Below are 21,070 nucleotides of genomic sequence, written 5' to 3'. Positions count from 1 at the left end.
CTTTGTCTGGATTCTCCATTTCAGCGAATTCAGCAATGTAATCAAAACAATCACCGATTGTCATGTCTTCTAAATCCCAACGCGTTAATTTAGCTTTATAACAAAGAGCAAGGAACGTATCGGATGTTAATTCTTCATCACCGAAAGTCCCTTGTTCTTCATTATTTTCTGTTATTTTTTTTTTGCTCCCATAGTAACTTGGATTAAATCCATAATTTCCGGCATAATTTCTTCAATTGGGAACTCTTCAAATCCATCTAACCACACCATAGGATCAGGAATACTTTGATCCGCTGTTTTAGCGAATAACCAAGTTAAATCATAAATAAGTTCAAAATCCACATTACTTAAATCAACATTAGACATATCAATAGGTTGTTCCGTACCATCCGATGAAGTTAATGCGCTAATTGCTCCTAATCCCATCAAGTCTGCAAATAAATTACGTCTAAATTGAGCCTTATAACGTTTGACTGTTGCTGCTGTACTTTTAAGTCGGACTTGTTTTCCGTCTATTGTGATTGTCTTTTCCATTTACTTACGCTCCTTTTGGTGCTGCTGTTTTTTTAACGTACACTTCTTTGTACCAGTTATCGTAAATTGCTTGAGTTGTTTTAGAAGTTGTTTTTGTTTTAACCATTGGTCTTCCACCAGGCGCTAAAACAATTGGACTAGAAACAAACTTCAATTCATTTGTATTTGGTTCGGCTGAATTTGTTTTTGTTTTAGATGCGATTGTCGGACGACTCGCTGCACAGTTATACATAACGTGTCGAGTTGCGTTCACATCGCCATCGAATTCAAATAGTAATGCAAATGATTTCCCTTTAGCATCAGCTAACTCATTTAATACACCGTCTGTTTCATCTAATTGCTCACCTAATGCATCAACAGCGAATTGCTCCGGAATAGTTGCAATAGATAGCGTTCCGTCATAACCTTGGTTATTACTTGCTGCGTAATAAAGCATGTCATCCGCATAGAATTCAATTAAATCACCGCGTGGCTCAAATGTTAGCTCCACCCCACCAGGCAACGGGATTGGCGTACCAAACTTTACTAAAAAATCTTTAACATCAATTGGGACATAATGTACATTCTTCAAACCAAACGTAACTTTATTTTCTTTAGTCATTTATAACAACCTCGTTTCGTATATTTTTTGATACATTTTCTCAGATTCAATAAACGTCCCATACGAGTCATAAGGAATCTCATGATCGTCTAGGACTTTTTCAAGTTTCGCTTCTGCTACTAAGTCTTTTCTGACTGTATAAAGCTCTATGTTTAAGTCATTTATCTTGTGGTAGACCTTGTTATCAGCCATTAAATTTGCTGATCCATCCACAAGAAAACAAATATACGGTGGCGCTGGAACTGGATTGTTTGGTGTTGCTGTAAAATGAGAATAAGCCACAGGACACCCTGTAGCATCAAGAATCTTCTTTAATTCAATTAAATTCATTGCTGAATCGCCCTTTCAACTAGTTCAGTAAATTCGTTTATTGCTTTTTCTTCAGCTGGAGCAATATGAACTTGAGCCGGTACGCGTCCACCGTTTGCTTTTGCATGTCCTTTTTCTAGCAAGTGTGTAAGTTGTGGTTTTAATGCATTATGAACGACAATTGCATTGCCAACTTTCTTCTTACGCCACCCTTTACGATATTTACCTGTATTCTTTGGACTTTTTTGCTGTAATTCGTCCACAAGATTCTTTGAAATTTCTTCTTTAGCAACCTCAAGGTCCTCTTCTGCTAAATGAGTGTACCTTTGTAATTCCCTAGTAATTTCACTAGCTAAATCATTAATACTAGCCACCAATGTCCACCTCACAATACAACTCGATTTTTTCATCAACTCTTTCGTATGTGCGGTATATGTTATATTCTTTTTCGCGGTACTTAACTTCACGTTCATCTTGATAATCCAGAACATGGACGATTAAAACACAACTCGCTTTAATGTCACTTTGACCAGCTTGGAAGAATTCTGATTGAGGGACAGATTTCTTTTTACAAAATACTTGTCTATTAAACGTTTTTACTTCCTCTTTTTGTCCTAAATCATCTTCAATGACTGTAACTATTGGGAAGTGTAGAATATCGTTCATTTATAATCACCCGCTAAAGTAAGATGATTCTTAAGCATGTTATACGATAATTGAAATCGCTCTGCTTCCTTAACGTCAGCAATAAAATTAGCTTTTGTATACATGATTATTGCTCGTTTAATTAACGGATCTGTATCGTCATTTGATTTGAAACCAGAAACACCAGATAACTTTAAATCAGTTCGGGCCGCTTCAATCAAATCATCAATTTCATCATCTAAAGCATTATGTGAGACACGCAATGCTTTCTTAACAGTTTCGAGCATCATGACTATTCACCCACTCGATCTAGTTCTTTTAAAGCTTCAAGTGCGGCATCTTTCCCTTTGACTTTTTCACCATTTGGAAGCTCGTAATATCCTCCGCCTACATGAACAGGATCTTTGGTTTCTTTATGTTGAATTGTAATTTGTTCTTCATTTAAGAATCCTTCATCTTGTAGGTACTTCACTCGTTCTACGTCATTAGATTCATACGAATCTCCAATACTATAATGAATGAAGGTGAATTTATCTCGAAAGGCTCTTTTTACAACATATTTATTCAATGGCTTCACACTCACTGTTTAACCTCCTTAGACCATAAAGAAAAGCGACTATTATACAGTAGTCACTTTCTTAACACGTAAGAATCCATTTTTAGAAATTACGTTGCCGCCAGCAAAAACAGACCCTCTATGTGCAATCATACCTTGCTTGAATTTGAAATCAGTAGAACGTTGTACATCCATGTCAGAGAAAATAGTAAGTTGGTAGTTTGATAAGGGACCATATGCCATGTTGTATTGACCTGCTGTTGTTTTTGCATCAGATACAGCTTTACAAGCACTATTGATGATGAACGGTACACCATCAATTGTTCCTGAATTACCTTGTGAAACAACGTTGTACACTTTTTTACCATCAGTAGTACGAAGTTTAGCAAATGATTTTAAATCCTTTTTATTCAGAATTAAAACAGCTGCATCTTCAACATCTTCATCTCCACCATAGCTATAGACGATCTCATCTAGTGTAGAAGCATCAATCTTTGAAATTTCTAAATCTGTTGCTACATCGATCGCTTTAGCTGCTGTAGAGAAGATACCAACAAGACGATTAGTTGCGCCTGTTCCGATTAAAATCTCACGAGTTAGTTTTTTTCGTGTTGAAACAGTAATACCTTTCATTACTTCAGCATCATAGTCTGCCGCTGGTAACTTTTGAAGTTCTTCAGTATCTTCTGAGTAAGCTGTAACCTTTGCTTTTGTAATGTCTGCATATCCGAACGTCGTTTCAGCTGATGTGTAATCAGTTCCTTCGGCAGTATAATCACCTTCACCATATCCATTAATATATGGTTGTTGGTAGCTTTCTCCGCCTTTTAATGTTTTCGTAGAGACACGATCAATTAATGTAGATACTTCGTTAAATGTAGGGCGAATATCTGAAGCGCTATGCTTCGGAAGCACTACATTACTACTTCCTACAGTTACAGCACGATTTTCCATCAATGCTTGCCCACGTTTTTCTGATGCTTCTAACTCCACATCTTGTTGCGGTGGTTCATTATTAAACGTTTCAACTACTGTACGTGTTTCTGGTTCAGCATTGTTATTAATAACTTCAGCTTCTTTTAGTAAACGCTGACGAGTTTCAATTTGTTTTTGCTTTTCGTCAAGTTCACGTAATTCAGTTTCAAGTGCTGCTAAATCTACCTCTTGGTCACCTTGTAGTAAAGAACGAATTTCTGCTTTTCTAACTAAAATTTCTTGTAATGTTTTCAAATAAATCTCTCCCTTATAAGTAAGTTTTTAAAATTAGTTTTTTTCGTAAATCTTTTTGATTACGTTCATCCACGAATTGTTTATATGGATCATGACTTCTGGCTGAAACTTGAGAATCTGGATAAGCCGGGAATGCAACAGGGCTAATTTCAAGCAATTTTGCTTTTGTAACACTACGCACAACATTATCTGGATCTGATTCATCCCATTCTTCTTTCACCATCTGAAAACCAAAAGAAACGCCGTCAACATCACCGCGTTTAATCGTTTTGTATGTGTCATCGCCAAGCGTTGTATCAGCTAAATCTAATTCAAATCGTAGACCAACTTCATCCTCAAACAGTCGAAGTGTGCCATTTTTTGTTCGACCTAATACTTGTGATGTATCATGGTTCCAAAGAGCTAATTGATCGTCTTGCGTTAAAGAATCTGTAAAAGCACCTTTTTTAAACTGTTCTTTGAATCTTTGCCAATACCCCATTGTTACAGATTTCATTTCCCATTTAACTGCATATCCAGCGATTGTCCGAAGACCATTTTCAGATTCTCTAATTTCAAGAGCACTACTCAGTAGTTCCCTCTTTTCCGTCTTGTTCACTGTCTTCACCTCCTTCACCTGCAACATTCCCTTCCTTGACTAAGGCTGTATCCAACCTTCTAATTGGCTTGTCTCCACCTTCAATTGGGCCAAGTGAAAGAATTGCTCTCCATTCATTCGGCGTTAATGAACCTCGGTCTACCATCTGAACAAGATTCATCTTTGTACTCATTGAAGCGTATTGAAGAGAAGAAGATTCAAAGATAATCTTGTTACCAAATCCCCTTTCTCGACGCGAAAAAAGCTTCCTGGTATATTCTCCAGCAAGCTGCATTGCAAAAACCTCTATCTCTGACTCGTAGTACGCATTCCACTCATCTTCGTTATATTTACTTTGGATGATTTTATCGTTTGTATTAAAGAAATTGTAAATACGCTGTACAGTTTCTTGCATTTGTTTCGAATCCGGCACAAACGCTTCAGGTTTAACTTGTTCTAAATCATAACGTGGATCAGAAGACGCTGCACCACCATCATTTGCGATATTTAAGTAGTTGTTTACAAAGTTTTTAACTTGATTATCAATATCTTCTTGCTTCAATACCGATTTAAATTTAAGAATCCACTTTACTACCGCACTATTCTTAATTGCTTTAACAATACCTTGATCTGTAGTTGTAACAATCTCCATTAATTGTGCCAAAGCATTACCTGGATGTTCTCCAAAGAAGTCATTATCATTAAAATCTTTTCGTAAATGAATTACATCTGTATAAGGTATCGTCATTTGCTTTCCACTTTTAAAATAGAACTTTAAAAAGATATCTCCTTGTGCCCCTTCAACAACTTCTACTGTTGTACATGGAATAGGATATATCTCAGTAGCGTATCCGATATCATCACGCTTAATATAAGCGAATGCATTGTGATTCAGTTCCAATTGAACAGCCATTTTTTCTTGGAACATTTGTCCCGTCATTAATGGGTTTGGCTCTTCCAACAAAAACTTCATATACGGTTCTGGATTAACCTTAAATTCATTAGTGTTATCTCGAATATGCTTGGCTATGAGTTTGCCAACAGCTTTCGCTTTAGGTCGTATGCAAGCTCGAATAATATCACTCTGATATATGTCACCGTTCCAAGCAAAAAATCCCCCTCCATTATCGTTTATCATTTCAAAACGGGTTGTCGTAGGGGCTTGTTTCTTTCCGAATATCTTATCGAATAATCCCAATATCTCACCTCCTTCTTAAATCATGTTATGATAATCGTTCCATTTATCTTGCAATACTACATAGGCATTTAATAGGGCGGCGGTGCCGTCGATTCTTCGTCTCTGATTACTAGTTTTACAAGGTTGTATGTTTAAATTTTTATCTGTTTCAATAGCCGTATTTGAAAGACACCACTTTGTGATAGGATTGTTACTGTAATTGATGATTTTAGATTCTAAGTCTGCCCCAAGTTTTCTCATCGGAGATGACAAAGTTCGTTTCCCTTGAATTACAGGAATAGTCGCATCTGCTCCAAACTCATTTTTCAAGTCTTCAACAAAGTATTTTGCTGACCAACTATCGTACCCTATCCAAGGTAAGTACAGACCGTATTCTTCTCTCAATTCCACTAACCAATCTACAATAAATTTATAATGTATCGAGTTACCAGGTGTTGTTCTCAATATCTCCATATCTCTCCATGTTGAGTATGGAATTTTATCTTCATTGGTTCTCTGTTCCAATAAATCCTCCGGCAACCAATACATATGTTTAGCATAAATCGTCTTGTCATTAGGAACTTTAAAAATTACACAAGCAGAAGTTAAGTCAGTTGTGCTGCTTAAATCGACTCCACAAATACCGTATTTAGGGTTCAATTCTGTTATGTCATAAGTAGCGATGTTATTCAATTGTTCAAATGTTAACCATGCTTCTGATGATGTTTCTCTAACATTAAAATCTTTCGTTAATAAATTTTTAACGAGAAGAGAATTTGCCTTAGCTTTGTTAACTTTCGTCTCTAGTTGATCTATCCTTTTAATAGTACCAAGTCCGGGGTTTGCTTTTGCCCATTTTGATGGATCTGTCCATTCTTCTCGCTTATCCAATTCATAAATAATTGGTAAGAAACGATCATCTTTATAACCATCTGGGTCATCGAAACCATTCAAAAGCATTTCTGCTTCTTCGTACTTCATGTCATATACGGATTCACGAATAGTTCCTGCTGTGGTAATCATAAATATCATTGGTTGTTCCCTTGATGAAGTACCATCTACAATAACATCGTATAGATTTTTATCTTTCCAGGCATGAATTTCGTCCATCATTGCACCATGAACGTTAAGACCATCTAACGTTTCACTATCAGAACCAAGAGGTTTAAATGTACTATCATTCCATTCAGATACCATCTCAGAAACTAAAGGTTTTATACGTTTTAATAATGCTGGTGATTTCTTCACCATGCGCTTTGACTCTAACCAAACTAATTTTGCTTGATCTTTCTTTGTAGCAACGGCATAAACTTCAGAACCCGGTTCACCATCAGCTATTTGTAAATATAATCCGATTCCCGAACCGACAGTTGACTTTCCATTTTTACGCGCTACCACTAATAATACTTCTCTATATTTCCGAGTCCCGTCTATTTTATGGACAAAACCAAAAGATGCGGCAATAAACGCTTTCTGCCATAATTCTAATTCAATTGGTTTTCCGCCCCATTTTCCTTTCGAATGTTTACAAAAATTCTCTATAAATTCTATTGCATGATTGGCACGATTTGAACTATATTCCCATTCATTTCTAGTACTACTTAAATCTGTAACTAGTTTTTTATAAACCCGTCTTACCTTGTCTGATACAACTTCTTTTCCTGTTTTGATTTTGTACCAGTATTCTAATATTGGGTTATATGACAAAGGATACCTAATCACGTGTCGCCACAAACTCCTCAAATCCATCACTTTGAGATTTCGTTTCTACTGGTTTTTTAGGAATATAATCGCCCAATTGTTTCATGATAGTTTGATAACTTTTATTCATTGCTATGTATCTTCTAGCTGCTGGCCTTTCTCTTTCATATGGGTCCTGGTTCTCTGATTGCGAGAACATTTCATCATAGCCATTCTCATCGAGATCTTTTCGTATGTCTTCTAGTCGTACACGTAAGTCTGCCGCTTCAACAATTAACCCCTCTACAACCATGAGAGTATCTTTTGGCATCTCTTTATAAATCCGTTTAAGTCTGTTTATTTCCTTTTTAACACGCTCTTCTTTTGTTAGCTCTTTTTTTATCGCCATCAATAACACCTCACTTTTACGTATTGGGGTAGGGGGGTCACGCGAACTGACCAATTTATTTTATGAAGCTCCCCATTCGGACCCCTAAGCCACCTCGTTTTGGTTTTTGATAGGGGGGGTTATAGTTTTTTCAACTTACTCAATTACTTTCTCAATCTCAATCTATCAATATCTATCGACTAACCAAAAAATAAACCAAGCAAGCAAAGCTAAAGGAATTAACATACCTAAAGTAGATACAAAGAATACTAAAAATACTTCAAAGTATTCCATTAGCTATCCCTCCTAATTAAATCACCATGTTCATCAAACATCACATCTTCTCTAATCAATACAGCTTTACCAAACGTCTTAGTGTTATGGCAAGGTAAGCATAAATACTGTAGGTTCTCATGATTCAATGTAATATCTGTATTCTCTATAGTCTCTGGCGTTATCTCAACAATATGGTCAACGATATAACCAGGTACTTCTTTACAATGCTCGCACATACCATCTAAGGTTGTAGCAATGTATGACTCTCTGCACTTCTCCCAAGCTGTTGACTTATAAAACTTCTTTGCGTATTCCTTAGCCATTCATATCACCCACCACCTTCTATACAATTAGGAAGTAACTTGTCTAACTCTTCCTTGCGCTAAGTGCTTTATAAAATAAAAAAGCAGCTTTTAGGCTACTTTGAATTCTTCTTATCCCCAAATGAAATGATATATATATTGTCCCGTTACACGTTCATTAATTCCAGCAATCCTAGCGAATCTCATTAAGTCCATCCCCTGAAGGAAATACATTTGGAGCGTAACTGGTACCTGTGACCACATCAATTGATACAGCTCATTCACTCTCTGATTCGTCGAAACGATTAAATCATTTACAGGTCCATGATTCCATGCAGAGGTTTGAACTGAAGTAAATAGAAGGTCTTTCCCATTAACTGCTATTCTTGCCACACTTTGAGTTATGTCCACAACGATACCCTCATTCCAAGACTCAAAATCTGTTTTCCATATTTACATAAGTATTCGATGCAACGAGAAATGTTTAAAGTGATTTTTTTATAAAATAAAAAAGCAGCGGATTCGCTACTTTAGATATTAAAATCTTGCATCATTTTGTCCATTCTTGCTTGCATCTCTTTTTCTTTCTGTCTTTCTAATTCTAAGTACATCTGATCCTTCCATTTATCGTTATACCAATCCGTTTCATATAAAATGACATGCTCTCGATTTAATTTAGGTTTATATTTATTAATTGCGTATATTTCATATAAAACCACTTCTAGCGCATCTTCAACGTAGAATCCAGATACATAATGAAAATTATGATTATATGCTTTGAAAGGGTTTCTTAATGTTTTACTCATGTGCATTTTAATGCGATTCTTAATATCTTGACTTCTACCTATATACATAAGAGTACCCTTAGCGTTGTGGAACATGTATATACCCTGCTTTTTCTTTAATCCATTTTCGAAATCTTTTTCGCTTAAGTCAATTTTAAATTCATTTTGAGGTATCTTTATATTTATCACGTATTGCACCTCCTACTTAATCTCTCTTATAAAGTACCGCGTGGCTTACAACTATTATTTCACACATCTTCTTTACTGAGTAGCCATTCTCTTCTCAATTATTAAGCAACGCTAAAGCACTGCTCCGTTTTATTAAGTCCATTTTAAATTTATCTGTTTCAATATAGATTACAAAAGCTACAACACCTCCCCACCTACATTTTACCTGCACCTCACGTTCGAGTTTGTTTTGCGCAAAAGAAAAAGCACCCATTGGGATGCTTACACATACTTTACTTTTCATCTATCATTAACACATTAATTTTTGCTCTAATCAAACGACTCTCCAAATGATAAATATTGTCCTTTGTCAACGATTCCTCATCTACTACCTTGATTACTTCATCGATTACATTAACCGCTCCACTTAAGTGTTTTAATGACATCTCGTTAATATTTTCTTTAACTAAACTAGGAGTAATAGGACGATCTTTAGTTACTGTCCTCAAAATATGAGTGTAATCTACAGGCTGAGAAGATATTAAGTCTTTTTTTACAAGCTCTAACTCCAATTGCAAGGCATCAAAAAACCTCCCCAATTTTTGTCTTTCATCCTTAATTTGTTTACTTACTAATTCATAATCAGCCTTAGACTTATAATACCTACTTACTATTAGACCAGATAGCAAACCGGAAAGTAACCCCATTGTTAAATCATAAAAAAACTTGCTATGTTTTCCAGAATCAAAACCTTCTTTCTCGTAATTATAAAAACATTATATAACAATTATTAACAAAAGTATATTTTAGTTAAATATAAAAATCCTCAACAATAATGGAAAAAACTCTTAAATATTAAACGTTCATGTCCCCAATCACCCCAGCAATTTAACTGAGCTCAATAAGAAACACAAAAGCCACGACACTCACGCACCGTGGCTGAATATATAAATGTAATTTGTCTTTTCGTCCTTCCTACGGATTCTTACCGCCCATGCCCGTTCTCCGGTAACGTTTTGATAAAGGGGCTATGATCATTGGTTATGAGCGCATAGATACGTTATCCCCACGTTATGCTCTTTTCAAAGAACAAGTAACTGTAGGAATATCGTATCGCCGATTCCAATGTGAAAAGGTACCTGATTTAGTGCCCAAAACAGTGCCCTAAATGGTACCCGAAAAGTTCCATTCTTATGTCATACTAAGCGCTTTTGCAAACCGTAAAACACCTGATTTCCTCTTTCTATAATACTTTCCTCTCTTCATCCCAAGCACCGTATAAATGTATTCATCATTTAACTCTTTACGACTCATATATTTCATTTTGAGTATTTGTTGCTCGTCCTCATCCAAAGCTTCTTCAAATGCTCGTTTTAACTGTCTGTATCTGATTTCATCTTCCGTACATTTTCTCAGTTCTGGAAATAATAGTTCAACTCCGAACGCCGCTTGCTCTTCTATATTTTTAAATTTCACTTTTAACACGCGGTATTCCTGTAACTCTTCTATCACGAAAGGCCGTATTTCCTTTTCATTTACATGCCTAGAAGGTTGATTCATACGATACGGTTCCCCTCCGTTCGATCTAATTACTCTTTAGGACATTACTTCATTTCTTTTTGGCATTCTTGTAAATAATCGATAGTTTCTTGAACTTGTTCTTTTGTTGAAAGTAATTCCATCACATTACCTTCTGTGTTATATACACGAATCGCTTGTTCCTTAAACTCCATCCCTAACATCCCATCTTCACCTAAAAGCTTTACGTTATCTTCCATTCTCCTAACCTCGCTTTAAAAGGATTATTTTATTAAGTTTTAAACATACCCAAAGCCGAGTGTTCCCAGATGATATAATATAGTTAATTAGAAGAATTCACTTTATTAACCCAAAAGAAATGAGGTGGCTTTTATGAAAAGTATGAATAAATGAGTACTAGCTATTAGCTACTTTTTTGTCTTAACACTCGTTCTCCATCTATCATTTAAAATGTTGATTTTAACCGCTACGGATCCTACTACTAACTTTCCAACTTCACGATTTCTCATTGGACTGTTAACTTTAGTATGCGGAGGTTGTTTATTAGGTTTTGGAGCTAGAAAATATATTTTTTCCTCTTCAAATATTAAACGTGAACAATGGAAAGATGCAGCAAAGTTTACCTTGTTGACGACTCTATCTTGTTTTACTGCAATGCTTATTTTTTATTGGGTTTAACCTTGAATTTTTTTACAATATATACATCTACCCCTGAATAAAACTCAATATTCCGTAAATACTAAAGTCACATGGTTATCTTTCCTCTGTTTTTCTTGGGTGAGCAGTTAGCTTTTGCTAGCTGCTCTTTTGTAATCCATCGTCACATTATGATGAAATGGTCATATATTATCTTGAAGTAAAAACCCTAATTTTCTTTTCAACATTTCACTTTTTCTTAAAGGGCATCTTTCAAAGGTGCTCTTTTTGGTGTTCTAAATTAATACAAAATGAAATTTTTATTAAGTTTTCTATTAATAACGTATATTGATTTCTTTTCTAAATTAATTTAGAGATAAATAGTTCATCGATGAACTATTCTGTGTTAAACTAAATTTAAAAAGAAAAGGGACGAGTATTATGAGTTTAAAAAATCAAAGTTTCAAACAAGCAGGAGAAGTTGTCCAATCATTTGTAACAATAAACAAAGAAATTATAAAGTTCACACATCAAAACGCCTCCAGTTTAGGATTAACAGTACAACAAATGGGTATCTTAAATACAATTTATGCACTCCCTAATGTTACTCTTAAAGAGATTTCAGAACGTCTTTCAGTTCCTAAAAGTACAGTGAGTGTGAATGTAGATGAATTAGTTAATCTACAGTTCATCGAGCGAAAACAATCAGATGAAGATCGTAGAGAAATAAAATTAAAGGTAACAAACCAAGGACAAGAAGCATCGAAAAAATCCATTAAAAACTCTACTTCCTACAAGGCAATGGAACTAGCACTACAACAACTTCAAGAAGATGATGTTCAAACATTATTGCGTATTCATAAAGATTTATTAATCTCTCTACAGCAATTTCGTTAATTGATGTAAACCATTTTAAACACAAATTCTAATTCTTATTTTTCAAAGAACTGAGCAGTTAGATTTCACTAGCTGTTCTTTTATTTTAAATAGCGTTTTTGTTAAAATTCACTTTCCACCGCTATAACCCTATACATTTGGAACTTTATAGAAAAAAACCCTTTACTTTCAATTTAATTATATTAATATATTAAATGAAGGGTGTGATCAATTAATGGAACAACTTGAATTTAGTGCTTTAGAACAGCCACTATTTCTGTTAGCACTTCAATTAATTGCATTTGTGTTAACCATTTGTATCGTATATGGAATCTTATACAAAACTATATTAAAATTAAATATGCCTGAATGGACTGCCCATGCGGTAGCAACGGTATTTTCCCTCGGTAGCGCCTATCAAGCTATCATGAATTTCATTTAAAAACCTTTTTCTTTATTTTCTCTCTTATTGAGAAATCTATCATTTAACATGCAAGAACGTAGCAAGCAACTTAATTGGTTGCTTGACGTTTTTGTGGTTATTTATTTTCAAATAACGCTTTTGCTTAGGTTTCTCTAGGTAAATTAACTGCAGCTTACAAACAGTGATAACGAACTCTTTACCGATGTATTCACCTATGTTTCCGAATTACAATTTACTCCAAATAATTCATAAATACCCAAAATAATGATATTATTAAATAAATAATACGGAGGTGTTTTCATTTGGAAAGAAAGGTAATGAAAGATTTAACTAAAGTTATATCCCTAACTGTTATAGGTTGCATTCTTTTATACTTAGTTCCATATCTATTTCAATATTTACCTGATTTTTAAAAGTCATTGAAACATGGCTTTTTTATTTAAATAACGCTTTTACATAAGTTCATTTAGGCATTTTCATATTTAAAAATTTTCCTTCATACACTAAAATGCGATTAAAAAATATGAAGGGAGGATAAAAATGCCTATCACAAATATTTATGATTTTATTGCCAAGTACGGGCGTCCACCTCACTTTCACAAAGATTTCCCTTTAATCTTATTTTGGAGTCAAAAAAGCGGCTGTACTTCACTCGCATATTGGTTCTTTTATCACATCAATTTGTTTAAAGAAGCTGTAAAATATAGCTCCTTTGTTCATAATTATGAATTTGAAATTTATAAAAACTCTATACTATATCTCACTGATTTAGCCAACGCATTACAAGCAAAAGAAAAAGACACCTATAAATTGGTTAGAAACCCTTTCAAAAGAGCTGTAAGCTCTTTTATTTCTCTTATACCAGCGCCATATTACGAATCCACTGAGTGGAAGCCAATCCGTCGTTATCTTTATGGTGATGAATCTTGTAATAAAAAAATTTCCTTTAAACTGTATTTATATTATTTAAAAGCGCATTCACCAAATTTTGAAGGTGTAAACCCACACTTCACACCTCAATATATACAAGGAGAAGAAGAGTTTGTTACAAATTACATTTATCTTGAAAACTTCTCCGCCCATCTATCTGCTATAGAAGACAAACATCGCTTAAAAAAATCCCCATTAAACGCATTAATTAACTCATGGCACCACCAAAGTAATTTAGCAAATTACGAAGGTAACTATGCAGATGGTGATATTACAGATCCCTTATTCCCAAGGCATCCGACCTATGATAGTTTTTATGACGAAGAAACAATTCAACTAGTTAAAGATATCTTTAAAGAAGATTTCACTACTTACAAATACCCCCTAACATCACTTTAAAATATAGGTATTTTTCTAATCCTAAATTCATAATTATTACAGAGAAACTTAAGCCACCTACTTAAGTTTCCTCATAATACTCCTGCAAATTGAAGTTGGGCACTATTCTAATAGTGCTCTTTTTCTATAAAATTCAAATTTTATTGTGCTTTCTTCACATCATTCTTTCTCTCTTTCAGTTGCTCCGTTTCCTTCTTTGCTGATTGCTCAATAAAGTTAATTTCATACCAACGTCTTTCTGCTTTATTCATTTTCCCTATTTTGTATAGTAAGCATAAAGCGGTAACTGTAACCGCTAAATAGCCTATAAGACACCATAACCACAACATAATCTAACTCCACCTTTCTGTATAACATTCAAAATTGATACTACTTTGCAACTCCCTGCGCTTTTCCAAAAGCTGCAGCTCTTCCCTTGATTCGTTTTAATATGCGACCAATTTGAGTTTGACTAACTCCAACTTTCTTCCCTATACTTTCTTGCGACATGTGGTTTGAATACATATCCCATATAATCATTTCTCGATCTGGTAATGTCTGAACAAAAGAACCAACTATTATTGCATGTTCAACTTTCTCAGATTCATTCGTTGAGCGTTCATCAATCAGCATCTGTTCAAGTGTTAAATCGGTATCTCCACTCCCTGTTGAAAATGCTAATTCATTTAAAGAACTTGGAATTTGTTGATATTGCAAAGCTTCTTCTACAACTTCAACAGATACGCCTAATTGTTGACTAATGACCTCCGATTTTTCTTCTGTTAATTTTTTTCTAATGATTTTACTTTTCAAGTGGAATATCTCACTTGTTACCTTAACTTTTTGATTATTTATAATTGCTTTGGTAGTTTCTCCATGCATTTTAGGAATTGCTAAAGTGGAAAACTCACACCCATATGCAAGATTAAAGTCTCTTCTTGCTTTAAGCAACCCAATCATGCCACTTTGAATTAAATCCTCTATATCTAAACCAGTAGTCATTTTTATCGATTCTAAAACTGCTCCGTACTTTCTCCATACAAACTTATAAACTAGATTTTTATATTTCTTCATAAATTCATCATCCGACATCCCTTTCACATCAACTGTTTCAGGCATTCGCTCCACCCCTTTTGATTTCTCTCATATTAGTTGGACCTTCCCATTTCCCTTCGCGTTCCCACTTCTGCTTGAGCTTTCCGACGTAAGTAAAACTACGGTCATACATAATGCTGATTTCCTTATCTGGAATTCCCTTTTGATTCAAACTTCTTACAATTTCAGGTGTTAATCCAACAGGAATCCTCTTTCTTGGCCCACCATTCTTTTTAGGCTGTGTATCGAAATACCTACCCAACTGGCGTAATTCTTCACCTGTCGGGCATGCCTTACATTCATTAACACTAAAACACTCGTTTGATGTGCGATTATAATAACAACGTCTGCATTTCTGCTCGATAATATCGCCAATTTGGTATGTGATTTGAGTTCTTTCTTCTTTTGTCAGTTTCATATCGCCCACCTACAAGACTACTTTGAGCGCCATACCAAGCGCTTGTGCTCTACCTTGTAGTTCTAAACGATGCTCACGTTCTTTTGCAGCCGTTTCATTTGCGGCGCCAACTTGGATATGCATCTTTTGCAGGTCATGCCCCAATTCATGGTTCTTTTCCGTAATCGCATTAAATTCGTTAAGTAATGTGTTGTAATCTTCTTCACGAGCTTGTAGCTGATCTTGCATGAGTTTGAGTGCATCTTCCGCTTCCAAACGAGCTTCTGTTTCTACAATAAAATCTTGCGCTAACTTTTCTTTTAAACCTTTTAATCCCTCGTACATTTCCGATACTTCGCTTAACTCTTTTCGAAGCGCCTCTCTTTCATCAATGATTGTAGTTAATTGTCTCTGCCAACTCTGGTCTGATGGGATATGAGATGCTACTACAGAATTTAATTTTGGCGGTTCGGATTTCGTTTTCTGAACATTTTGAGGTTGTGGTGATGGTTTTGTATTCTGTGGATTCTTTGATGCGCCTACACGTTTAATAGACGTTCCGTTTGCTTCGCGTCTTTTAGAAATATGGTAATACAAGTTCTTTTCACTTACCCCAAGATAACTAGCGATTTTTACCCAAGTCCACTTTACTGAATCTGCCTCACGTAACTTATTTGCTGTTGCACATAATTGATCCCAATTTCTTTGTTCAGCCATATGTTCCGTTCTCCCCTCAAGTAGGCTTTCACCTAGTCTTTTTAGTTTTTTGCCAACCTCACAATTTTCAGCACACCAAGAAGTTTTATGATTTGTACTTGTCTCACTGTATTTCGGAACCTTCGTACAGCCTTTACACTCATCATCTTGTATATTTAAAATCCTAAGTCGGATTTGCCGTTTCTCCTTTTTGTTCAATCCATCACCCCATATGAGATAGGAAGCTGGTAGCACAACAGAACCGCCATACTACCAACCTATTTTTATTAGTCTTCTAATGTCTCATCAAAAGGCTTGTCCTCACCAGTGACTTCATATTCATCAGAAGATTTCGACTCTTGTTCTTGCACTTGCTCTTCTTCCGCTACAACCAGTTCTTCTGTCTCTGTTTCTTCCTTCGTTTTCTCTTCTACCTTTGGTTGCTCCCCTACATCCGGCTGGTTCTCTTTCCATTCGTGCCATTTGATTGCCATTGGCGCAATACGAGCACGGTAATCATCAATCATTTCAATCAGCTTCACATTAGAGATTTTCAGCTCATTCGCTAATTTCAGATAAGACTCTCCCTCGAGTTTTCGTTTTACGATGTAAGCAAAATCATGTGGTAAATCATCTAAACCTGGAGCAAGTCCACTAATGATAAATGCATCTACAATTTCACGATCTGCTTGCTCTTTCTCTTCACGCGTTGGAATTTTCTCTTCTGGAATATCGAAATTAGCTTCTAATTGTTCAAACGATGCCTTTACTTCTTTCACAACTCCTTTATCATCAACTTCATACTGTGTTAGTGGTTCGTTCGTTTTCGCGTTTACAGTAACATTGAAATTAACCTGCATGGATTCCAGTGAGATAAATACCTTTGTATCAATCATTTCGGAAAGTACATCCAACTTACCGCGTAATGATGAATCCGTTACTTCCAAAACAATTTCTTTCTTGCCATCCGGCTTAAGATTCACTTTCTTTAAAGTTGGTTTGAATTCGATATATGACATATGATCCGCTCCCTTTATTTCGCTTTTTTAAGTTTTTTCTCTTCACGTTTTAATTTGTTGTACTCATCTAGTGTGATGAATCCGCCATATTTGATAACATGCTTTAAAAGAATGAGTTGTAAGTGAGGGTATTTATATTCGAACATCTTCTTTTTCACCGCGAATGTTGCCGTCACCATACCCTTTATGTCTAAGACTTCCACATCACCATTTGGCAAATAGACCATGAAGTCTGCACTATATGTAATTGCCTTAAATTTCATACCCTTCTTTGTAAATGCCGGTTGCAATGTAAATCTCGGCTGTAATTCAAAGCTCGTAATTTCACCTGCAGCTTGGCGGATTTTTAATCCGGAGTAATAATCTGCTTCTGCTTTGCTATCGAAAACATGGCCATCTATTTTAACTTTCTTATTATTGTACTTACTCATTGTTTTTCTCTTTTGCTTTACTGATTAACTGAGTAATTTCATAGACACCGTTTATCAAACATTCCATGTTTATTCCCTCCTTGAATATTTTTCAAAAATCAATACATACTATTTTCAAGCCGCTTAATCCACGGCTGGTACTTTCTTCTTTTTTACAGTAAGAGGCAGGTAGGTTCTTCACTTATCTGCTTTCTCTGTATATTTTTAAAAATATCGAAAATAATACCAACAAGCTGTTTGAACTAGCAGCTTCACTCTTCACGTAATGGGAATGCAATTTATCACAATTAGCTAACTCATTCGACTAACTGGCAGACAACCAAAAATGTTGTCTGCTTTTTGTATGGAATTTTTCATTTTACATATACTACTTTTGAGCCTGTTACCAATGCAAGCCATTTGGTGTTTTGAATTCCGACTAAGCGTTTTTGTTGCATAGATTATTACATCTTTGACAACACTGTTTTAAAGCGCGTTTTCTGGTTATTCGTAGTTCTAATCCAGAATAATTTTTCTCCTATAAAGGACGACAGGTACGACTGTTCGTCCTTTTTTATTTACATCGCATATTCCCCCTTCTGGTAGCTTCGCACCAATTCGCCCTCATCATCGTAGTAAGCAATTTCCCAAAAAGGATGGCAGTTGTGCTTCTCAATTTTCCCATCGAACAAAACGAACAAATTAGTTTTCCAGTTTCCGACGATCGTACCCCACATGCCAGCTACGTTTACTCGCATACCCATGTAAGCGAAATCTAGCCCTCGAATCTTTTGCATTTTCTTGAAATGTTTCTCCGCGCTGTACAATTGCTTTATATCTAAAACACCTTCGTTCTCACACTTTACAAACTTCATGAATTCAGCCATCGACATCGTTAAAAATTTGGTTCTGAACTCTTGCCAATACAGATAACTTGCTTTGCTTTCATTTTCTGCAACAATAATTTTCTCGTTCGGCCATTGTTCGAAAATGGTAGTGAGTTTGAATTTGTAAAGGACCGCCATTCTTTCCCCCCTTAATTCGCAATCAACTTACGGAACAGTTTTTCGTTTCTTGTGTCTAGTGCGTAATCGATGAGTTGTGCTTTAGCAAGTTTCTCCAAATCATTAACTACCTGTGCCAGTTCCAATCGTTCAGTAAACGGTAGCTCTGTTTCATCAGATACCTCGCCTTCTAATACATCAACGAACTGCGGGAATTTATATTTATCAGCAAAGTTTAATTCGATATAGATATCTTCATCACGATTATGTCGGATATGTTGAAATGCTTTGTCTGGATCAGTACCGGATGAACCATTTCGATAGAATACAAAAGGCTTCGTTTCCGCACATGTTGTTGAAATGAATATAGCTCTTGAATAATTTCCTCTTGCATTTTCAACGAAATGAACTTGTTGCAATAACTGATCGTGACTCATTAAGTAATTTAAAATCCATACACTTTCGCGCCACTTACATTGAAAATTGTTCAAGAACCACTTAATAAACTCACGCTTTTTCTCAACCGACACGTTGCTCATACAGTAACCCTCTTTTCCATCCTTCAAATTTTTCTATCCAAGCATCCCAATTTTCTTTTTGCATTGCTGCTTGTTGCTCTGCTACCTCACAGTTACAACCCTCAATCGTTATCATCCCAGGATAAATTTCTGTATGAACTACGCCAGTGTTACTGCATGTCATGCACATTTTCTTCACTCCTTCTCACGATAATCATCGCCTTCTACAGCGATTAAATAATGTTTACTCATTCCAAACAAACGGCTCTTTGCTGCATAACCAATCTTTTCAGGTAATGTTTCATCATCTTCATTCGAGCTGTATAAAATCGGCAAATTATGACGATACCGATAATCAATGATTTGATAGTAGAGGTTCTCTTTCGCTTCTGACCATTTTGACTTCCCTAAGTCATCCCAGATGAGGACCTCTACTTGTTTTGCGTGGTTTAACAATCGGTTAAATTCTTTTTTATCATCGTTCATCATCTTGGCCGCAATGAGATCATCCATGAAAGTTCCGTCTGAAATAAGTAGTACACTATGCCCTCGTTTCATGAGGTACTTTGCTGCAGCCACTTGGAGATGTGTTTTACCAAGTCCAAAACTGTTATGTTCTCTCTTTGCTTGCGCTCGCTTTGCTGGTTCTAATTGCTTAATTCGTAACTCTCCAAATGTTGCGATGAAGCCCAGGCTATTTTGTTTTGTATCCTTGATCTCATTGAAGTTCTGCAAGTAATTTCCCATTGTGCTATATAAAAGCTTTTGTTCTTCTGTTTTTCGTTTGTACGAATCAAACCGAGCATCTGTAAATTCTTCTGGAATCATCGCGTTTTTCAATCTGCGTTCCATTACTCGTTGCGCTTTGCACTCACAATCTTTTTGCATAGACACTCGCATACCAAACTGATTTACTTCTTCGTAAAAAACTACTTCTGAATCCTGACATTTTAAACATCTATACTCGTTTAATGAAGCTTGGCATGTTGCGCTCTCGGCTTGCATTTTCTTCCTCATAGCTTCTGCTCGTACCATAACCTCTGCCAGTGCGTGCCCTACGTGTTGCATTTCCAACACCACCTATTTGGTTTTTATAATCCTCATCAAGCTTGATAACATCTGCCAATGTTTTCACGTTGCTTTTTTGCCAGTTGAATAAAATACCGCTAATGTATTTCCATCGCTTTGCGTTCTGATCAACTGCTCTATCGACAGCCTCCATAATAATTTGGCTTCCTAATACATCACTGAATTCTCCAAGGTCCTGCATAGCCGTGTCGCTTAATGGAATATTATTTTGTAAAAGGTAGTTATAACTTTTTTGAAATTCTTCATCTATCAGAGGATGCTTATCTACATCATCATTAGTTAGATTAGTACTTGGTATTTCAGTACTTAGTAAATCATTAGTATTTAGTAGTTGGCCTTTTTCCACTGAGTGGTTTTCCATACGGGTGGTTTTCCAGTCACTGGTTTTACCACTTGGTGGTTTTTCCATAGGGTGGTTTTCCTTATCTATGGTTGGCACTTCATAAACCGCAGTTTCCCAATGTGATATTTTCCCTGTCTCTGGATCTTGAACTGGATAGCGTTTCAAATATCCTGCAGCCTTTAATTCTTTGAGAGTGCTTGTCGTTATTTTTTCGCTATCTTTGGCGTGTTGACTTAGTTCTGTTGCATGAAAAGTCCAATCATCCGGCAAAGACAACATGTATGCTAATAATCCTTTTGCTCGCCAACTTAGATTCTCATCATGTAAAGGCGTGTTGTGTATCACCGAGTAATTTGTATCCTTTTTAACCCGAAAGATGCCCATCTTATGACCCCCTTGTGCAAATCGCGATGTAAGACTCATTTTCCTTAATGACTTTCTCTATCCGATAGCCTGGATAATTATTGTGTATATAACGTGCAATCGAC

General features: G+C 35.7%; 32 protein-coding genes and 1 pseudogene. 3 read left to right on the top strand and 30 right to left on the bottom strand.

Annotation, left to right across the window (positions count from 1 at the left end):
- Positions 1-171: 171 nt before the first annotated feature.
- The 18 genes from KZZ19_RS12535 to KZZ19_RS12450 form a co-directional block, all read right to left on the bottom strand.
- Entirely contained in the window at positions 172-534 is a 363-nt protein-coding gene (locus KZZ19_RS12535) for a hypothetical protein (RefSeq protein ID WP_237981752.1), read from the bottom strand.
- 4 nt (positions 535-538) lie between these two features.
- Positions 539-1,135, bottom strand: coding sequence for a major tail protein (locus tag KZZ19_RS12530; RefSeq protein ID WP_237981753.1), 597 nt, complete (start codon positions 1,133-1,135; stop codon positions 539-541).
- Positions 1,136-1,465, bottom strand: a complete 330-nt coding sequence (locus KZZ19_RS12525) for a hypothetical protein (RefSeq protein ID WP_237981754.1) — start codon at positions 1,463-1,465, stop codon at positions 1,136-1,138.
- Positions 1,462-1,818: an HK97 gp10 family phage protein gene (locus tag KZZ19_RS12520; protein ID WP_237981755.1), complete on the bottom strand. Its 357-nt coding sequence runs from the start codon at positions 1,816-1,818 to the stop codon at positions 1,462-1,464. The genes KZZ19_RS12525 and KZZ19_RS12520 overlap by 4 nt, the downstream gene beginning before the upstream one ends.
- Positions 1,811-2,110: a phage head closure protein gene (locus tag KZZ19_RS12515; protein WP_215573316.1), complete on the bottom strand. Its 300-nt coding sequence runs from the start codon at positions 2,108-2,110 to the stop codon at positions 1,811-1,813. Before KZZ19_RS12515 ends, KZZ19_RS12520 begins: the two co-directional genes overlap by 8 nt.
- On the bottom strand, positions 2,107-2,379 hold the full coding sequence (locus tag KZZ19_RS12510; protein WP_237981756.1) for a head-tail connector protein: 273 nt from the start codon (positions 2,377-2,379) through the stop codon (positions 2,107-2,109). Before KZZ19_RS12510 ends, KZZ19_RS12515 begins: the two co-directional genes overlap by 4 nt.
- 2 nt (positions 2,380-2,381) lie before the next feature.
- Positions 2,382-2,672, bottom strand: coding sequence for a hypothetical protein (locus KZZ19_RS12505; protein ID WP_237981757.1), 291 nt, complete (start codon positions 2,670-2,672; stop codon positions 2,382-2,384).
- Positions 2,673-2,708: 36 nt separating this feature from the next.
- On the bottom strand, positions 2,709-3,875 hold the full coding sequence (locus tag KZZ19_RS12500) for a phage major capsid protein (protein ID WP_237981758.1): 1,167 nt from the start codon (positions 3,873-3,875) through the stop codon (positions 2,709-2,711).
- A gap of 13 nt (positions 3,876-3,888) precedes the next feature.
- Entirely contained in the window at positions 3,889-4,473 is a 585-nt protein-coding gene (locus tag KZZ19_RS12495; RefSeq protein ID WP_237981759.1) for an HK97 family phage prohead protease, read from the bottom strand.
- Positions 4,439-5,650 carry a phage portal protein gene (locus KZZ19_RS12490; protein ID WP_237981760.1) on the bottom strand — a complete coding sequence of 404 codons (1,212 nt, stop codon included), beginning with the start codon at positions 5,648-5,650 and terminating at the stop codon, positions 4,439-4,441. The genes KZZ19_RS12495 and KZZ19_RS12490 overlap by 35 nt, the downstream gene beginning before the upstream one ends.
- Before the next feature lie 15 nt (positions 5,651-5,665).
- Positions 5,666-7,378 (bottom strand): terminase large subunit, encoded by a 1,713-nt coding sequence (locus KZZ19_RS12485; RefSeq protein ID WP_237981761.1) that lies wholly within the window; start codon positions 7,376-7,378, stop codon positions 5,666-5,668.
- Positions 7,344-7,718 (bottom strand): hypothetical protein, encoded by a 375-nt coding sequence (locus tag KZZ19_RS12480; RefSeq protein WP_237981762.1) that lies wholly within the window; start codon positions 7,716-7,718, stop codon positions 7,344-7,346. Before KZZ19_RS12480 ends, KZZ19_RS12485 begins: the two co-directional genes overlap by 35 nt.
- A 272-nt stretch (positions 7,719-7,990) precedes the next feature.
- Complete coding sequence (locus KZZ19_RS12475) at positions 7,991-8,296, bottom strand: HNH endonuclease signature motif containing protein (RefSeq protein ID WP_237981763.1); 306 nt, start codon at positions 8,294-8,296, stop codon at positions 7,991-7,993.
- 111 nt (positions 8,297-8,407) lie between these two features.
- Positions 8,408-8,686, bottom strand: coding sequence for a hypothetical protein (locus KZZ19_RS12470; protein WP_322349767.1), 279 nt, complete (start codon positions 8,684-8,686; stop codon positions 8,408-8,410).
- Between the two features lie 119 nt (positions 8,687-8,805).
- Positions 8,806-9,249, bottom strand: a complete 444-nt coding sequence (locus KZZ19_RS12465; protein ID WP_237981764.1) for a GIY-YIG nuclease family protein — start codon at positions 9,247-9,249, stop codon at positions 8,806-8,808.
- 272 nt (positions 9,250-9,521) lie between these two features.
- On the bottom strand, positions 9,522-9,917 hold the full coding sequence (locus tag KZZ19_RS12460; protein ID WP_237981765.1) for a hypothetical protein: 396 nt from the start codon (positions 9,915-9,917) through the stop codon (positions 9,522-9,524).
- A 502-nt stretch (positions 9,918-10,419) separates the two neighbouring features.
- Positions 10,420-10,788 carry an ArpU family phage packaging/lysis transcriptional regulator gene (locus tag KZZ19_RS12455; protein ID WP_073535939.1) on the bottom strand — a complete coding sequence of 123 codons (369 nt, stop codon included), beginning with the start codon at positions 10,786-10,788 and terminating at the stop codon, positions 10,420-10,422.
- A gap of 44 nt (positions 10,789-10,832) precedes the next feature.
- Positions 10,833-11,006: a hypothetical protein gene (locus KZZ19_RS12450; RefSeq protein ID WP_237981766.1), complete on the bottom strand. Its 174-nt coding sequence runs from the start codon at positions 11,004-11,006 to the stop codon at positions 10,833-10,835.
- An 838-nt stretch (positions 11,007-11,844) separates the two neighbouring features.
- Between KZZ19_RS12450 and KZZ19_RS12445 the strand changes: the two genes are divergently transcribed.
- The 3 genes from KZZ19_RS12445 (at position 11,845) to KZZ19_RS12435 (ending at position 14,032) form a co-directional block, all read left to right on the top strand.
- Positions 11,845-12,300, top strand: coding sequence for a MarR family winged helix-turn-helix transcriptional regulator (locus KZZ19_RS12445; protein WP_237981767.1), 456 nt, complete (start codon positions 11,845-11,847; stop codon positions 12,298-12,300).
- A gap of 214 nt (positions 12,301-12,514) precedes the next feature.
- Entirely contained in the window at positions 12,515-12,721 is a 207-nt protein-coding gene (locus KZZ19_RS12440; RefSeq protein WP_237981768.1) for a hypothetical protein, read from the top strand.
- A gap of 522 nt (positions 12,722-13,243) precedes the next feature.
- Positions 13,244-14,032: a sulfotransferase family 2 domain-containing protein gene (locus tag KZZ19_RS12435; RefSeq protein ID WP_237981769.1), complete on the top strand. Its 789-nt coding sequence runs from the start codon at positions 13,244-13,246 to the stop codon at positions 14,030-14,032.
- A gap of 140 nt (positions 14,033-14,172) precedes the next feature.
- Here KZZ19_RS12435 and KZZ19_RS12430 read toward each other — a convergent pair whose 3' ends face one another.
- From KZZ19_RS12430 to KZZ19_RS12375, 12 genes and pseudogenes are all read right to left on the bottom strand, one after another.
- Positions 14,173-14,361, bottom strand: a complete 189-nt coding sequence (locus KZZ19_RS12430; RefSeq protein WP_237981770.1) for a hypothetical protein — start codon at positions 14,359-14,361, stop codon at positions 14,173-14,175.
- A gap of 40 nt (positions 14,362-14,401) precedes the next feature.
- The gene (locus KZZ19_RS12425; protein WP_237981771.1) at positions 14,402-15,130 is read right to left on the bottom strand and encodes a sigma-70 family RNA polymerase sigma factor; all 729 of its coding nucleotides are present in this window, start codon (positions 15,128-15,130) and stop codon (positions 14,402-14,404) included.
- Positions 15,123-15,524: a hypothetical protein gene (locus KZZ19_RS12420; protein WP_237981772.1), complete on the bottom strand. Its 402-nt coding sequence runs from the start codon at positions 15,522-15,524 to the stop codon at positions 15,123-15,125. The genes KZZ19_RS12425 and KZZ19_RS12420 overlap by 8 nt, the downstream gene beginning before the upstream one ends.
- Positions 15,525-15,533: 9 nt before the next feature.
- Entirely contained in the window at positions 15,534-16,220 is a 687-nt protein-coding gene (locus KZZ19_RS12415; RefSeq protein ID WP_348638042.1) for a hypothetical protein, read from the bottom strand.
- Positions 16,221-16,253: 33 nt separating this feature from the next.
- Positions 16,254-16,454, bottom strand: a pseudogene (locus KZZ19_RS12410) (zinc-finger domain-containing protein); the annotation flags it as partial.
- Between the two features lie 32 nt (positions 16,455-16,486).
- Positions 16,487-17,218: a 2-methylcitrate dehydratase gene (locus tag KZZ19_RS12405; protein WP_237981774.1), complete on the bottom strand. Its 732-nt coding sequence runs from the start codon at positions 17,216-17,218 to the stop codon at positions 16,487-16,489.
- Positions 17,219-17,232: 14 nt separating this feature from the next.
- On the bottom strand, positions 17,233-17,649 hold the full coding sequence (locus tag KZZ19_RS12400) for a DUF1064 domain-containing protein (RefSeq protein WP_237981775.1): 417 nt from the start codon (positions 17,647-17,649) through the stop codon (positions 17,233-17,235).
- Between the two features lie 557 nt (positions 17,650-18,206).
- Positions 18,207-18,653 (bottom strand): MFS transporter, encoded by a 447-nt coding sequence (locus KZZ19_RS12395; protein ID WP_237981776.1) that lies wholly within the window; start codon positions 18,651-18,653, stop codon positions 18,207-18,209.
- An 11-nt stretch (positions 18,654-18,664) separates the two neighbouring features.
- The gene (locus tag KZZ19_RS12390; RefSeq protein ID WP_237981777.1) at positions 18,665-19,171 is read right to left on the bottom strand and encodes a YpiB family protein; all 507 of its coding nucleotides are present in this window, start codon (positions 19,169-19,171) and stop codon (positions 18,665-18,667) included.
- Positions 19,152-19,340, bottom strand: coding sequence for a hypothetical protein (locus KZZ19_RS12385; protein ID WP_237981778.1), 189 nt, complete (start codon positions 19,338-19,340; stop codon positions 19,152-19,154). The genes KZZ19_RS12390 and KZZ19_RS12385 overlap by 20 nt, the downstream gene beginning before the upstream one ends.
- A gap of 5 nt (positions 19,341-19,345) precedes the next feature.
- On the bottom strand, positions 19,346-20,155 hold the full coding sequence (locus tag KZZ19_RS12380; protein WP_237981779.1) for an ATP-binding protein: 810 nt from the start codon (positions 20,153-20,155) through the stop codon (positions 19,346-19,348).
- Positions 20,109-20,966, bottom strand: coding sequence for a DnaD domain-containing protein (locus tag KZZ19_RS12375; protein ID WP_237981780.1), 858 nt, complete (start codon positions 20,964-20,966; stop codon positions 20,109-20,111). Before KZZ19_RS12375 ends, KZZ19_RS12380 begins: the two co-directional genes overlap by 47 nt.
- Positions 20,967-21,070 lie beyond the last annotated feature (104 nt).

Source organism: Bacillus thuringiensis (assembly GCF_022095615.2).
GTDB lineage: Bacteria > Bacillota > Bacilli > Bacillales > Bacillaceae_G > Bacillus_A > Bacillus_A cereus_AG.
Note: the sequence above shows the minus strand (reverse complement) of the source record. Positions and strands in the feature narration are given on the sequence as shown.